General features: G+C 70.3%; 13 protein-coding genes. 4 read left to right on the top strand and 9 right to left on the bottom strand.

The window, feature by feature from the left end; genetic code table 11:
• Positions 1 to 78 precede the first annotated feature (78 nt).
• From mmsB to B2W79_RS08845, 3 genes are read right to left on the bottom strand one after another with little or no spacing between them, the layout of a single operon-like run.
• The gene (gene mmsB, locus B2W79_RS08855; RefSeq protein WP_292788710.1) at positions 79 to 957 is read right to left on the bottom strand and encodes a 3-hydroxyisobutyrate dehydrogenase; all 879 of its coding nucleotides are present in this window, start codon (positions 955 to 957) and stop codon (positions 79 to 81) included.
• Positions 954 to 2,135, bottom strand: a complete 1,182-nt coding sequence (locus tag B2W79_RS08850) for an acyl-CoA dehydrogenase family protein (RefSeq protein ID WP_292788708.1) — start codon at positions 2,133 to 2,135, stop codon at positions 954 to 956. The genes mmsB and B2W79_RS08850 overlap by 4 nt, the downstream gene beginning before the upstream one ends.
• Before the next feature lie 9 nt (positions 2,136 to 2,144).
• The gene (locus tag B2W79_RS08845) at positions 2,145 to 3,644 is read right to left on the bottom strand and encodes a CoA-acylating methylmalonate-semialdehyde dehydrogenase (protein WP_292788706.1); all 1,500 of its coding nucleotides are present in this window, start codon (positions 3,642 to 3,644) and stop codon (positions 2,145 to 2,147) included.
• Between the two features lie 394 nt (positions 3,645 to 4,038).
• On the opposite strand from B2W79_RS08845, the gene B2W79_RS08840 reads away from it, so the two are divergent.
• A complete protein-coding gene (locus B2W79_RS08840; RefSeq protein WP_292788704.1) occupies positions 4,039 to 5,013 on the top strand; it encodes a DUF559 domain-containing protein in 975 nt (324 codons plus the stop codon).
• Between the two features lie 154 nt (positions 5,014 to 5,167).
• Positions 5,168 to 5,770: an antibiotic biosynthesis monooxygenase gene (locus B2W79_RS08835; RefSeq protein WP_071329151.1), complete on the top strand. Its 603-nt coding sequence runs from the start codon at positions 5,168 to 5,170 to the stop codon at positions 5,768 to 5,770.
• A gap of 12 nt (positions 5,771 to 5,782) precedes the next feature.
• Here B2W79_RS08835 and B2W79_RS08830 read toward each other — a convergent pair whose 3' ends face one another.
• The 6 genes from B2W79_RS08830 to B2W79_RS08805 form a co-directional block, all read right to left on the bottom strand.
• On the bottom strand, positions 5,783 to 7,270 hold the full coding sequence (locus B2W79_RS08830; RefSeq protein WP_292788701.1) for an MFS transporter: 1,488 nt from the start codon (positions 7,268 to 7,270) through the stop codon (positions 5,783 to 5,785).
• Between the two features lie 170 nt (positions 7,271 to 7,440).
• Positions 7,441 to 8,574, bottom strand: coding sequence for a bifunctional 2-methylcitrate synthase/citrate synthase (locus tag B2W79_RS08825; RefSeq protein ID WP_292788699.1), 1,134 nt, complete (start codon positions 8,572 to 8,574; stop codon positions 7,441 to 7,443).
• A 2-nt stretch (positions 8,575 to 8,576) separates the two neighbouring features.
• Positions 8,577 to 9,479, bottom strand: a complete 903-nt coding sequence (gene prpB, locus B2W79_RS08820; RefSeq protein ID WP_292788697.1) for a methylisocitrate lyase — start codon at positions 9,477 to 9,479, stop codon at positions 8,577 to 8,579.
• Positions 9,479 to 11,005, bottom strand: coding sequence for an MmgE/PrpD family protein (locus tag B2W79_RS08815; RefSeq protein ID WP_292788695.1), 1,527 nt, complete (start codon positions 11,003 to 11,005; stop codon positions 9,479 to 9,481). Before B2W79_RS08815 ends, prpB begins: the two co-directional genes overlap by 1 nt.
• On the bottom strand, positions 11,002 to 11,667 hold the full coding sequence (locus tag B2W79_RS08810; protein ID WP_292788693.1) for a GntR family transcriptional regulator: 666 nt from the start codon (positions 11,665 to 11,667) through the stop codon (positions 11,002 to 11,004). The genes B2W79_RS08815 and B2W79_RS08810 overlap by 4 nt, the downstream gene beginning before the upstream one ends.
• A gap of 193 nt (positions 11,668 to 11,860) precedes the next feature.
• Positions 11,861 to 12,805 carry an EamA family transporter gene (locus B2W79_RS08805; protein ID WP_292788691.1) on the bottom strand — a complete coding sequence of 315 codons (945 nt, stop codon included), beginning with the start codon at positions 12,803 to 12,805 and terminating at the stop codon, positions 11,861 to 11,863.
• A gap of 38 nt (positions 12,806 to 12,843) precedes the next feature.
• On the opposite strand from B2W79_RS08805, the gene B2W79_RS08800 reads away from it, so the two are divergent.
• Positions 12,844 to 13,380 carry a CGNR zinc finger domain-containing protein gene (locus B2W79_RS08800; protein WP_136051808.1) on the top strand — a complete coding sequence of 179 codons (537 nt, stop codon included), beginning with the start codon at positions 12,844 to 12,846 and terminating at the stop codon, positions 13,378 to 13,380.
• Positions 13,381 to 13,511: 131 nt separating this feature from the next.
• Complete coding sequence (locus B2W79_RS08795) at positions 13,512 to 14,780, top strand: ABC transporter substrate-binding protein (protein ID WP_025105402.1); 1,269 nt, start codon at positions 13,512 to 13,514, stop codon at positions 14,778 to 14,780.
• The last annotated feature ends 21 nt before the right edge of the window (positions 14,781 to 14,801 follow it).

Raw genomic sequence — 14,801 nt, 5'->3', positions numbered from 1 at the left:
CACCCTCCCCTTCGAATCGCCCGATTTGCTGCATTTCGGCCGGATTCGCGACCATTCAGGCGATTCGAAAGCCGGAGGTCAGCCACGGATGTCCGTGATGATGCCGGAGAAGTCACGGGCGGCGCCGTCGCCGGCGGCGTAGGCGGCGTACAGCTCCTGCGCCAGACGACCCATCCGCGCGTCCGTCGAGGTCTGCTCGATGGCCTGCAGCGCGAGACCGAGGTCCTTCGCCATGAGGGCGCCCGCGAACCCCGGCTGGTAGTCCCGGTTCGCGGGGCTGGTGGGCACCGGACCGGGCACGGGGCAGTTCGTGGTGAGCGCCCAGCACTGCCCCGACGCCTGGGACACCACATCGAACAGGGCCTGATGCTCGAGCCCCAACCGCTCGCCCAGCACGAACGCCTCGGCGACGGCGATCTGCGACACCGCGAGCACCATGTTGTTGCAGACCTTCGCCGCCTGTCCGAGTCCCGGTCCGCCGCAGTGCACGATGCGCTTCCCCATGATCTCCAGCAGCGGCAGCGCCGCCGCGAAGTCGTCGTCGGAGCCCCCGACCATGAACGCCAGGGTCCCGGCCTCCGCCCCGACCACACCTCCGGAGACCGGAGCGTCGATGTGCCGGTGGCCCGCGGCGAGCGCGAGCGCATGGGCGGCCCGCGCCTCGTCCACGGCGATGGTCGACGACTCGATGAACAGCGTCCCGGGGCGCGCGGCCGCCAGCAGCTCGGTGCGGTAGGCCTCGATGACATGCTTCCCCGCCGGGAACATCGTCACCACGACCTCCGCGTCCGCCACCGCCTCCGCGCCGCTCGCCGCCACGGGGATCCCGGCCGCCCGCGCCGCCTCGATCGCCGCGGGCACGAGGTCGAAGCCGTGCACCTCGTGTCCGGCGGCGACGAGGTTCTTCGCCATCGGCAGCCCCATGTGCCCGAGCCCGAGGAAGGCGACGCGGGTCATGATGCGCTCCGCATCGACGCCGACCCCGCGGGTCGCAGCATCTCCCGACCGACGATCAGGCGCATGATCTCGTTCGTCCCCTCGAGGATCTGGTGCACGCGGAGGTCGCGGACGATCTTCTCGATGCCGTAGTCCTGCAGATAGCCGTAGCCGCCGTGCAGCTGGAGGGCGCGGTTGGCCACCTCGAAGCCGGCGTCGGTCGCGAAGCGCTTGGCCATCGCGCAGCGCATCGTCGCATCCGGCGCCTTCTCGTCCACCGCCTGCGCGCCGTCGCGCACCATCAGCCGCGCGGCCTGCAGATCGGTGCGCATGTCGGCGATCGCGAAGAGGATCGACTGCTTCTCCGCCAGCGGCTCCCCGAACGCGACGCGCTCGTGCACGTACTGCACGGCCTTGTCGAGCGCGGCCTGCGCTCCCCCGAGGGAGCACGCCGCGATGTTGAGGCGGCCGCCGTTGAGCGCCGACATCGCGATCGCGAAACCGCGCCCCTCGTCGCCGAGCATCGCGGACGCCGGCACCCGCACACCGTCCATGATCACGGGGCGGGTCGGCTGCGCGTGCCACCCCATCTTCTTCTCCGGGGCGCCGAAGCTCAGGTTCTCCGCGTCGCCGGGCACGAGGAAGGCACTGATCCCCTTGGCTCCCGGCTCGCCGGTCCGTGCCATGACGACGTACACTGCGGCCTCACCGGCTCCGGAGATGAACTGCTTCACCCCGGTCAGTACATACTCGTCGCCTTCACGGACGGCGCTGGTCGCGATGTTCGCCGCGTCGGAGCCGGCCCCCGGCTCGGTGAGGCAGTAGCCGCCGAACTCCTGCATGGCGGTCAGCGACGGCAGCCAGTGCGACCGCTGCCCATCGTCGCCGTAGGTGTCGATCATCCACACCACCATGTTGTGGATGGAGATGTAGGCGGCCACGGCGGGGTCGGCCTTGGCGAGCTCCTCGAAGATGGCGACGGTGTCGACCCGGGTGAGGCCCGTGCCGCCGAACTCCTCGCTCACATAGATCCCGCCGAGGCCGAGTTCGCCGCCGCGCTGCAGCGACTCTCGCGGGAACAGGTGCTTCTCGTCGCGTTCGGCGGCGAACGGGGCGAGCTCCGCGTCGGCGAACTCCCGCACGGCATCGAGGATCGCCTCGCGCTCCTCGTCGGTGGTGGTGACGGTGGTCATGGTCATCGCGTGTCCTTAGTGCATCGTGGGGATGACGAAGCTCGCGCCCTCGCGGATCCCCGACGGCCAGCGGCTCGTCACGGTCTTGGTCTTGGTGTAGAAGCGGAAGGCGTCGGCGCCGTGCTGGTTGAGGTCGCCGAAACCGCTGCGCTTCCAGCCGCCGAACGTGTAATAGGCGATCGGCACCGGGATGGGCACGTTCACGCCCACCATCCCGACCTCCACGCGAGCGGCGAAGTCGCGAGCCGCGTCGCCGTCGCGCGTGAAGATGGCGACGCCGTTGCCGTACTCGTGCTCGGAGGCCATGCGCAGCGCCTCTTCGTAGTCGGCGGCGCGGGCGATCACGAGCACCGGGCCGAAGATCTCCTCGCGATAGATCGCCATGTCGGTCGTCACGTGGTCGAAGAGCGTCGGTCCGAGGTAGAAGCCCTCCTCGTGCCCGGGGACCGTGAACCCGCGGCCGTCGGCGAGCAGCGTCGCGCCCTCGTCGATGCCCTGCTGGATGTAGCCCTCGACGCGCTCGACGGCTGCCCGCGTGACCAGGGGTCCGTAGTCGACGTCCGCCGCGAGGGCCGGCCCGACGCGCAGTTGCGCGACGCGTTCGGCGAGCTTGGCGGCGAGCGCGTCCGCGGTCTCCGCACCGACCGGGACGGCGACGGAGATCGCCATGCACCGCTCGCCCGCGGAGCCGTAGCCGGCACCGATGAGGGCGTCGACGGCCTGGTCGAGGTCGGCGTCCGGCATCACGATCATGTGGTTCTTCGCGCCGCCGAAGCACTGCGCCCGCTTGCCGTGAGCGGCCGCGGTGGCGTAGATGTACTCGGCGATGGGCGTGGAGCCGACGAACCCGACGGCGCGGATCCGGTCGTCGGTGAGGAGGGTGTCCACCGCCTCCTTGTCACCGTGCACCACGTTGAGGACGCCGGCCGGCAGCCCCGCTTCGAGGAACAGCTCGGCGAGACGCACCGGCACCGAGGGGTCGCGCTCACTGGGCTTGAGCACCACCGCGTTGCCGGCGGCGAGCGCGGGACCGGCCTTCCACAGCGGGATCATGGCGGGGAAGTTGAAGGGCGTGATCGCCGCGACGACCCCGAGCGGCTGCCGCATCGAGTACACGTCGATGCCGGCCCCGGCCCCCGTGGAGTACTCCCCCTTGAGCAGGTGGGGTGCGCCGGCGGAGAACTCGATCACCTCGAGGCCGCGCTGGATGTCGCCCTTGGCGTCGTCCACGGTCTTGCCGTGCTCGCTCGCGAGGAGTTCGGCCAGCGAGGTCATCTCCTGCTGCACGAGGTCGAGGAACCGCAGGAGCACACGGGCGCGCTTCTGCGGGTTGGTCGCCGCCCACGCGACCTGCGCCTCTTCGGCGTTCGCGATCACACGGCGCACCTCCTCCGCGGATGCGAGCGGCACCCGGGCCTGCACGGCTCCCGTGCTCGGGTCGAAGACGTCGGCGAAGCGGCCGTCTTCCGGGGTGACATGCGTTCCGCCCACGAAGTGCGGGATAGTACGGGTCATTGTGCAACATCCCTCCGTGCCGTCTTTGGCACATCGGCGAGTTTACTCCGACGACCGTGAAAATACGAGGACGTCCTTGTATCTTGCGGCGCCCCGCGTTCGGATGCCGCCGTCGCCCGTTCTCCGGCCGTTCACCCGCCGGACATCCGGGCCGATTACAACTGCAGATGCACGGCACAGACTCAGACCGGATCGGGTAGTCGCGTCTCCCGTGCGCACGGTGAGCACTCTGGCTCCCGAGACCCCCGCCGAATCGGGTCGGCGGGGGTCTTCTCTTCCCTTTCGAATCGCTTGCTTTGCTCCATTTCGGCCGGGGATGGAGCACAGTGCGCGATTCGAACGGGGGCTGTGGAGACGGATCCCGGCGCGGCCGCCGGGGTGGGAGCGTGGGGGCATGGGACGACGACAGCAGCTTCCGGGCCGCTTCGAGGGGGACTTCGCGGTGCGGACGGCGCGAATGCACGGAATCAGCCGCGGACGGCTGCGCGGATCCGACCTCGAGGCTCCGTTCCACGGGGTCCGCGTGCACCCGCGCCCGGCGCCGGGGCCCGCCATCGCGGACCCGTACGAGCGGCAGCGGCGAGCGCGGGTGGCACGAGCGCAGTCCTATGCCCCGATCCTGCATACCGGGCACTTCTTCAGTCACGAGACCGCCGTGTCGATCTGGGGAGGCCCGCTGCCACTCGCCTTCGATGACCGCGGGGGTATCGCGACGGCGGACGACCTCGCCCTCCACGTCAGTGCGTCCGGCGGGATCCCGTTCCCTCGCGCCCGCGGCGTGACCGGACACCGCACGCTGTCCAGCCTCACATCGATCCGCTATCGGGACGGACTCCGCGTGACCTCCCCCGCCGCGACCTGGGTCGCCCTGGGCACGCTGCCGCTCGTGGACCTGGTGGCGCTCGGCGACTACTTCTGCCGGCACTGGAGACCGGGCGTCGGGCGGCCGAGGGTCGGGCGGCAGCCGTGGGCGACGGTCGACGAGCTGCGGGAGATGCTGGCTGCCGGGCGGAGGCGCGGGGCGGCACGGTTGCGGGAGGCGGTCGAGCTCGTGCGGGAGGACTCGTGGTCGCCGCGGGAGAGCCGGCTGCGGTGCCTCCTGGTCGCGGCCGGGATTCCGGAGCCGCAGCTCAACGTGGACGTGTTCGACGACCGGGGCCGCTTCCTCGCCTGCGTCGACATGGTCTGGGAGGCCGAACGCGTCGCAGTGGAGTATCACGGCATGGTGCATGGCGCGCAGTGGGCACGGGATGTCGAGCGGGTCGCGGCGCTGCGGGCTGCCGGGTGGACGGTGATCGAGGTCACCGCACCTCTCCTCCACAGACCAGAGGAGCTGATCCGCCGTGTGGCGTCAGCTCTGGGGCGGTGACCCCGCGTTCGAATCGCGCGAATGGCGGCATCCGGCCCGGATTTACAGCCAATCGCGCGACTCGAAGGAGAACTAGAATCGACCAGGCGCCGCGACCCTGGCGCCGCCACCCCGCGTCCGCACCCCGACGCCGCTCACCCCCGAGGACCGCACCATGTCCGCATCCGCGCCCGTCTCCGAACCCGTCACCGTCTCCATCCGCCGCGAGGTCGACCCGGAGCGCATCGCCGAGGCCACCGCGTGGGTGCAGACCGGGGTGAACCTCGCGACGAAGTACCCGGGATTCCTCGGCTCCGGCTGGGTCCGTGCCGGCGAGGACTCGCAGGTGTGGCACATGCTCTACCGCTTTGCGAGCGAGGAGGCGCTCACCGCGTGGGAGCAGTCCGGGGAGCGCGCGTGGTGGCTGTCGATGGGCCAGGGCTTCGTCCGCAGCGAGCGGTCCAAGCGTCGCTCCGGCATCGAGGGGTGGTTCGACGAGCCGTCCACGGGCTCCATCCCCGTCGTCGACCCTGACGGCACGACCAGCACCGTGACCGTCGCCCCCGCGCCGCCGCGGTGGAAGCAGGCCGTCTCGATCTGGCTCGGCTTCTTCCCCGTGAACCTCGCGTTCACCTACGCCATGAGCCCGGTGCCGGGATGGGACGCCGTGCCGCTGTGGCTCCGCGTGCTCATCACCACCCTCGTGCTCACGCCGATCATGACGTACTGGGTGCTGCCGTTCGTCACGCGCTCCCTGCGAAACTGGCTCGCCCGCTAGCGGACCCCCTTCTCAGGAGCCGGATTCCGTACCCGGGGTGACCCCCTTCTTCGCCGGTTCCACGAGCGACAGCGGATCGGCGATGTCCTCCAGCGACTTGCCGGCGGCACTGACGCCGAAGACACCGCACACGACACCGCCGAACATCATAATCGCCGCACCGAGCACATAGCCCCAGAACAGCGGACCGCGGTCGCCGGACTCCGCGCTCGCACCGATCAGCGCACCGTAGAGCACCGGGGCGATGGCGCCGACGAGCTGCCCGATCGAGAAGACGTACGAGATCACCTGGCTGCGCAGCTCGAGCGGGAAGATCTCGCTCACCGTCAGATACGCGGCGGAGGCCCCGGCCGAGGCGAAGAAGAACGATGCACACCAGAACGCCGTGTGCGTGCCCGCGTTCAGCACCCCCGCGTTGAAGAGGAAGGCGCTGACGAGCAGGATCAGTCCCGCGAGCACGTAGGTGCCGAACAGCATCCGCCGACGACCCCACGTGTCGAAGAAGTGGCCGAGGATGAGGGCGCCGGCGAGGTTGCCCACCGCGAAGACGATGAAGTACTGCGACGCGGATGCCGGCGGTGTGTCGTAGAAGTTCTCCAGCACGAGCGCGTACGTGAAGAAGATCGCGTTGTAGAGGAAGGACTGCGTGACCATCATCGTGATGCCGACGAGCGTGCGCCGCGGGTACTTCTTGAACAGCACCTTCGCGATCACGAGGAACGGGACGCTGCCGTATTCCTTGACCGTGATGGCCTTGCTCTCGTCGACGGGCTCGATCGTCTTGCCCTCCTTGCGGATGCGCTCCTCGATCTCGTCGACGTTGCGCTCCGCCTCCTCCTCGCGACCGTGGGTCATCTGCCAGCGCGGGCTCTCCGGGATGTGCCGCCGCAGCCAGATGATGAGGAGGCCGAGGATCGGGCCGAGGAAGAAGCTCAGCCGCCAGCCGATGTCCGCGGGGAGGATGTCGGTGTTGAGGAAGAACATGTTGGCGACGGCGCCGAGGGCCGCACCGCCCCAGTAGGTGCCGTTGATGGCGATGTCGACCCGGCCGCGGTACTTCGCGGGGATGATCTCGTCGATGGCCGAGTTGATGGCTGCGTATTCGCCGCCGATGCCCGCCCCGGCGACGAAGCGCCAGATGTAGAAGAACCAGGGGGCGAACGCGAGGCCGGCGACGGCCGACCCGACGAGGTACACGCCGAGGGAGAGCAGGAAGAGGTTCTTGCGGCCGAGGCGGTCGGCGAGACGGCCGAACACGAGGGCGCCGAACACCTGGCCCAGCAGGTAGCAGGTGCCGGCGAGACCGACCTCGGCCGGCCCCATCCCCAGCGTCTGCGCGTAGCCGTTCGCCGCGACGATCTGCACCTCGAGTCCGTCGAGGATCCAGGAGAACCCGAGTCCGACCACGATCATCCAGTGGAAGCGCGACCAGGGGAGCCGGTCCATGCGCGCGGGGACGAGCGACCGGACCTCCTTGACGGTGACGTCGGACGCGGACATGGGGCCTCCTTCTCGCGGGACGGTCGTCCGTCCCGGATCCGGTTTACTCCTCCCCGGAATCCGCCGCATCCGCTTGACCCCAGGGCTTCGGCACGCTACCGCTTCGAATCGCGCGAATGGCTCCATCCCGGGGTGAGATGGAGCCATTCAGGCGATTCGAACGGAGGGGGTCAGCCGGTGACGTGCCGCTCGTCGGGGCCGTCGTAGTGCGACAGCGGGCGGATCAGGGCGTTCGCGCCGGCCTGCTCGATGACGTGGGCGGTCCAACCCGTCACCCGCGCCGCGACGAACAGCGGCGTGAAGGTGAGGGTGTCGAAGCCGATGAGGCTGTACGCCGGACCGGACGGATAGTCGAGGTTCGGGTGGATGCCCTTGCGCTCGACGAACTGCGACTCGAGCGCGTCGTACAGCTCCGCGACATCCTCCCGGCCGTAGTGCGCGACGAGGGTGTCGAGGGCGGCCTTCATGGTCGGCACGCGGGAGTCGCCGTTCTTATAGACGCGGTGCCCGAAGCCCATGATCTTGCGCTTCTCCGCGAGGGCCTTGTCGAGCCAGGCCTCCACGGCGTCCGCCGACCCGATCTCCTTGAAGATGTGCAGCACCGCCTCGTTCGCCCCGCCGTGCAGCGGGCCCTTGAGCGCGCCGATGGCTCCGACGACCGCGGAGTAGATGTCGCTGAGGGTCGAGGTGATGACCCGGGCGGTGAAGGTCGAGGCGTTGAAGGAGTGCTCCGCGTAGAGGATCATCGACCGGTTGAACGCGTCGACCACGACGTCGTCGGCCTCCTCCCCGAACGTCATCCAGAGGAAGTTCGCCGAGTAGTCGAGGTCGTCGCGCGGAGCGATGAGCTCCTGGCCACGACGGCGACGCTGACCGTAGGCGACGATGGCCGGCAGCGCCGCGAACAGGCGGATGCTGCGCGCCAGGTTCTGCTCGGGACTGCCACCGGCGTCGAGCACCGAGCCGCCGGCCTCGGGGTCCGATGCGCCGATGAGGCTCACGGCCGTGCGCACCTCGTCCATCGGGTGCGCCTCGAGGGGCACGAGATCGATCGCGGCCTTCACGTTGTCGGCCAGGGCGCGGTGCTTGCGCTCCTCCAGCCGGAACGCGGCGAGCTCGTCGCCCGTCGGCAGCTCGCCGTTCCACAGCAGGTACGCCACGGCCTCGAAGGACTGCGTGTCGGCGAGCTCCTGCACGGGATAGCCGCGGTAGAGCAGGCTGTTCGTCTCGGGGTTGACCTTCGAGATCGCCGTCGTGTCGACGACGACCCCCGCGAGGCCCTTCTTGATGTCCGGCTCGGTCATGGTCACTCCTTCGTAACGGTGAAGTTGAAGACGCCCGAGTCGAAGTGGTTGTACGACTCGTAGTCGATCAGCTCGTAGAGGTCGGCGCGGTGCTGCATCTCGCCGAGCTTCGAGGTCAGGTGCCCCTCGTCGTTCAGCGTATCGAGCGCACGGCCCGCCGCCCCCATCGCGATCCGCAGCAGCGAGACCGGCCAGATGACCATGCGTACCCCGGCATCGCGGAGTGCGTCGACCGAGAACAGCTCGCTCTTGCCGAACTCGGTCATGTTCGCGAGGATCGGCACGTCCAGCGCCGCGGCCATGGCCTCGAACTCGCCGATCGTGCGCATCGCCTCGGGGAAGATCGCGTCGGCCCCCGCGTCGACGAGCGCCTTGGCCCGGTCGATCGCCGCGTCCAGCCCCTCGATCGCGCGGATGTCGGTGCGCGCCATGATCAGGAAGTTCTCGTCGCGGCGGGCATCGGCGGCCGCGCGGATCCGCTTGATCGCGGTGTCCTCGTCGACCACGGCCTTGCCGTCGAGGTGGCCGCAGCGCTTGGGGTTGATCTGGTCCTCGATGTGCGTTCCCGCGAGGCCGGCGTCTTCGAGCTCCTGGATCGTGCGGGCGACGTTCATCGGCTCGCCGAAGCCGGTGTCGGCGTCGACGATCGCGGGGAGGTCGGTCATGCGGGCGATCTGCTTCGCCCGCCCGGCGACCTCGGTGAGCGTGGTGAGGCCGATGTCGGGCAGGCCGAGGTCGGCGGAGAGCACGGCGCCCGAGATGTAGACGCCCTCAAACCCCTTCTGCTCGATCAGCCGGGCGCTCAGTGGGTTGAACGCGCCGGGGAACCGCAGCAGCTCCCCGGAGGCGAGCCGTTCCCGGAACAGGCGCCGCTTCTCGGCGGGCGTCGTCGTGGAGTACAGCATCAGAACAGACCGGCCGGGGCGTCGGCGTCGTCGAGCAGACCCGGCTTCGCGACGATCGAGAGTTCGGCGACCTCGGCAGCCGTGAGCTCGGGCAGGCGCTGCACGAGCTCCAGGAACCGCTCGATCTCGGCCGGCTCGAGCACGGGCTCCGCGAGCAGACGGAACTTGGCGATGTAGTTCTCCCGTGCGAACGGACGGGCACCGAGCGGGTGCGCGTCGGCGACGGCGATCTCGTCCACCACGGTCGAGCCGTCGGTGAGGCGGATCTCGACGCGGCCGCCGAAGGCCTTCTCGTCCGGGTCCTCCGAGTGATAGCGGCGCGTCCATTCCGCGTCCTCCGCCGTGGTGATCGTGTGCCACAGCGCGACGGTGTCGGGGCGGCCTGCGCGCTCCGGCGTGTAGGAGTCGACGTGGTGCCAGCCGCCGTCCTGCAGCGCCACCGCGAAGATGTACGGGATGGAGTGGTCGAGCGTCTCGCGGGAGGCCGTCGGGTCGTACTTCTGCGGGTCGTTCGCGCCCGAGCCGATCACGTAGTGCGTGTGGTGGCTGGTGTGCAGCACGATCGAGGCGATGTTCGCGGGGTCGCGCAGGGCCGGGTTCGCGGTGCCGAGCTTGCGGGCGAGGTCGATCCACGCCTGCGCCTGGTACTCCGCGGAGTGCTCCTTCGTGTACGAGTCGAGGATCGCGCGCTTGGCCTCACCGGCGGCGGGCAGCGGCACCTCGTAGGCCGCGTCCTTGCCGTCGAGCATCCAGGCGATCACACCGTCCTCGCCTTCGTAGATCGGCGCGGGGCTCGTCTGTCCGCGCATCGCCCGGTCGACCGCCTCGACGGCCATCTTCCCGGCGAAGGCCGGGGCGTGCGCCTTCCAGGTGGAGATCTCGCCCTTGCGGCTCTGGCGCGTTGCGGTCGTGGTGTGCAGCGCCTGACCGACCGCCTGGTAGATCGTCTCGACGTCGAGGCCGAGAAGGGTGCCGATGCCGGCGGCGGCGGACGGGCCGAGGTGTGCGACGTGGTCGATCTTGTGCTTGTGCAGGCAGATCGCGCGCACGAGGTCCATCTGGATCTCGTAGCCGGTGGCGATGCCGCGCACGAGCGCCCGGCCGTCCTTGCCGGCGTGCTGCGCGACCGAGAGGATCGGCGGGATGTTGTCGCCCGGGTGCGAGTACTCGGCGGCGAGGAACGTGTCGTGGTAGTCGAGCTCGCGCACGGCCACGCCGTTCGCCCAGGCCGCCCACTCCGGGCTGGTGCGGCGGTCGAGCGGGGTTCCGAACAGGTTGGCGCCGGCCCCTCCCGTCGAGACGGGGTGGCTGAACGCCTGCGCGCGGGCTGCGACGATCGGCGCGCGGGTGAGGGAGGCCGCCGCGACGGCGGCGTTGTCGATGATGCGGTTGATGATCATGTCGACGACGGGCTGCTCGACCTCGACCTGGTCGACCGCGACCTCGGCGATCTTCCAGGCGAGCTGATCCTCGCGGGCAAGGTTCTCGGAGCTGGCGTGCACGCGGACGTGGTGGGTGACGGTCATGAGTGTCCTTCGCTGTCGGGGAGGGAGTCGAGGATGCCGGTGAGCGCGTTGTGCAGGTGCACGTGCGTGGCATGGGCGGCGAGGTCGCCGTCGCGCGCGGCGAGCGCCTCGGCGATCGTGCGGTGCTCGGCGGCGGAGGCAGCGAGCCGGGCGGGCTTGTCCCGCGCCATACGCCGCACGCGGACGAGGTGGGTGCGGACCGTGCGCAGCGCCGCAGCGATGTAGTCGTTGGCGACGGCGTCGTCGAGGGCCGCATCGAATCGCGCGATCAGGGCGTAGTAGGCGTCCCGGCCCTCCGCCCTGGTGAGGTCCACGTGCGCGAACTCCGCGGCGAGCGCGGCGAACCGGTCGGCGTCGCCCCGGACGGCCGCCAGTCGGGCGGAGGTCTCCTCCAGCGCGCGACGGATCTCGAACAGGGACCGGATGTCGTCGGCGTCGAGGTCAGCGACAACCGTGACGCGCGGCGACTGCTGCACGACCAGGCCGTCGGCGGCCAGGCGACGCAGAGCCTCCCGCAGCGGAGTCCGGCTCACACCCAGGCGCTCGGCCTGCTCCACCTCGCCGAGCACGAAACCGGCCGGCAGCTCCCCGGACTGGATGCCGTCGAGGAGCGCCGCATAGGCACGATCGCCCATGGACGCGCGCTCGACAGGGAGGACCATTCCGCCAGTGTATACATAAACCCGCCCACATGGTCGACTTCTCGGGCGCGAGCGGTCCATTCGTATACATAGTCTCCCCCGCCTCCTTCCGCCACCCGGGCACAGCTTCGGAGATCGCCCGGGACACGCCGCACGGCCGGGCCGGGGGCCGGCGTGTCGGCTCCGATCTCCGAAGCCGTGCGCGCGAGTGGGCTCAGGCCGCGGGGCGGGGCTCGCCGAGCTTCACGACGACCACGCCGGCGAGCACGAGCACGCCCCCGAGGGCCTGCAGCGGACCGGGGAGCTGCCCGAGCAGGAGCCAGCCGAAGAGCAGGGCCGCCACGACCTCGGCGAGCGCGACGAACGAGGCCAGCCGGGAGCCGAGCATGCGCGTCGAGACGATGCCGAGCACGTACGCGAGGGCCGTGGCGATCACGCCGATCGCGAGGACCGGCACGAACCAGGGCACCGCGCCGAACCGGTAGTCCACGTCGGCCGTCGTCCACGCGAACGGCAGCACGCCGACGAGCCCGGCGAGACTCAGCCCCACGGCACCGAGCAGCAGGCCGCTGCCCGCGAGGGCGATGGGCGGAATCCCGGTGTCGGCCCGGGCGGACAGCACGAAGTAGCTCGCGGCACCCACCATCGCCCCGAACGCCCAGAGGACACCGACCACGTCCACCTGCGCCCCGGTGACGATGTCGAGCATGAGGACGAGTCCGACGAAGGCGATGCCCGCACCGAGGATGCTGCGCCGCGTGGGACGCTCGCCCCGGCGCAGCCAGAGCCAGAGGAGCACCGCGACCGGGGCGGTGTACTCGATGAGCAACGCGATCCCGACGTCCATCACCGCGACGGCCTGGAAGTAGCAGAGTTGGGTGGCCGCGACGGCGAGGAGGCCGTAGGCGCAGACCATCCCCGCGTTCTGCCGGAGGGCACGCCACCGACCCCGCAGCGCGAGGATCGTGGGGACGAGCAGCACGAGCGCTGCGACCCACACCCGCACCGTGACGGCGGCGCCCGGCGTCCATCCCGCGTCGATGAGTCCGCGCGCCCACGCCCCGGACGAGCCGAACGCGAAGGCGGCCGCGACAGCGAGCGGGAGCCCCAGGCGCATGCCGGTCCGCGTCCGGACGGCGTCATCAGCCACAGCGCTCATGGGACGTGACGCTACGCCGGCGGGAGTAAGCTGTCAACATGGTCTTCACCGATGACACAGAGGATGCGCTGCGCGCGGCGGTCTGGCTCGCGAACTCGGCAGAGGACCCGGACACCCTCGTCGACATCGAGGACGAGAAGACCTTCCTGCAGGTGTTCCCCTACACGGGGCGCGTCGACGGGGACACGGTGGAGCTGGACGACCTCCGCGCCCTGCGTCCGCGGCTCCGCGCGATGCTGCTGGCCCCGCGCGACGAGATGGCCGCGCACGTCAACGCCGCCCTCGCCGAGGTGCGACTGACCCCTCGCCTCGTCCGCCACGGCGAGCTGGACTGGCACCTGCACGGCCTGGCCGATGAGCGCCCGCTCGCCGAACGCGTGCTCGTGGAGACGGCGATGGCCCTGATCGACGTCATCCGCACGGACGAGGGCTCCCGGCTCACCGTCTGCGAAGACGCGACCTGCCAGGCGATCGCGCTCGACCTCTCCCGCAACCGCTCCAAGCGGTACTGCTCCACGAGCTGCGCCAATCGCAACGCCGTGGCGGCCTACCGCGCCCGCCGCGCCGCCGGCTGATCCCGTCGCCCACCACGCTCGGAGTCCGCCTTCTCCGAGCGTGACCTGATGCTGCCCGCTCTTCACAAACGATTATCGATTAGTGTAATGTCGCGAGCGGCCCTCCCTCATGCATCAGGAAAGGATCAACGATGATCAAGGCCCGAGTCCTCCCCCTCGCCGGCATCGCGGCGGTGTCCGCCCTCGCCATCGCCGGCTGCTCGACCACCGCCGGCGACGACGGCGGGGACGCCGGCGGCGACGTCACCGTGCGCATGCTCGTGAACGTCACCCCGAACCTGACCGAGGAGTTCTGGAACGACCTCGTCGCGCCGTTCGAGGACGCCAACCCGAACATCGACGTCGTCATCCAGAACCCGGGCGCGGAGGGCGTCGAAGCCGCCGTGCCGCGCCTGCTGGCCGCCGGCGACGCTCCCGACGTCGTGCAGTCCATCGCCCCCACCACCAAGCTCGCTCCCGAGCTCGTCGACCTCTCGCAGTACGAGTGGGCGTCGTCCGGTCCGCTCGCCGACCAGTACTCGATCGACGGCAAGAACTACATGGCCGGCATCGGCGTGCAGCTGCAGAGCCTCTTCTTCTACAACAAGACCGCGTTCGAGGAGGCGGGGATCACGGAGGTGCCGACCACGGTCGACGAGCTCACCGAGGCCCTCGGCAAGCTCAAGGACGCCGGGTGGACGCCCGTCCAGACCGGCGGCGACTGGATGACGAGCCACACCTTGCAGGCGCTCGGACTGCCGACCATCATCGCCGAGGACCCGGAGTGGTTCCAGGACATCTCGGCGGGCGACGTCACCTTCAGCGAGACCTACGGCGATGCGGTCGAGACCTACGCGGACTGGGTGTCCGAGGGCTACATCCCCGGCGACGCCCTGGGCATCAAGTACCCGGACGCCGAGCAGGCCTTCCTCTCGGGCAAGACCGCGGTGTACTCGATGGGCAGCTGGTTCGCCGGCACGCAGGCGAAGGCCGCCGACTCCGCGGACATCGGCGTCTTCCGCGCCCCCGCCATGAGCGCCGACGAGCAGCCCGCGATGGGCGCCAACATCGCCAGCCCGTACTCGATCCTCAAGGCGAGCAAGAACCAGGACGCGGCGGCGAAGCTCATCGAGTTCCTCACCACCGACCAGACCGCGGTGAGCGACCAGCTCGCGGTCGACGGCAACTTCCGCGACGGCTACGAGTACGACATGACGCCGCTCGGCGAGGAACTGCTGCAGATCGTGGCCGACACCCCTGCCGAGGCCTACACGCCCACCGGCGGCGGGTACGGCGAGCGCACGCTCCCCGACGGCTACTCCGGCGAGATCAACACCCAGACCCAGGCCCTGCTCGGTGGCGCACCCGCCGACCAGGTGCTGCAGGCCATGGACGACTGGTTCGCCGCCAACGCCGGCTGACCCTCGGGGCGCCGGGGAGGC

The sequence above is a fragment of the Microbacterium sp. UBA7513 genome (assembly GCF_002478345.1).
Taxonomy (GTDB): domain Bacteria; phylum Actinomycetota; class Actinomycetes; order Actinomycetales; family Microbacteriaceae; genus Microbacterium.
The sequence above is the reverse complement of the archived record's forward strand: the minus strand, read 5'-3'. Positions and strand labels throughout refer to the sequence as shown.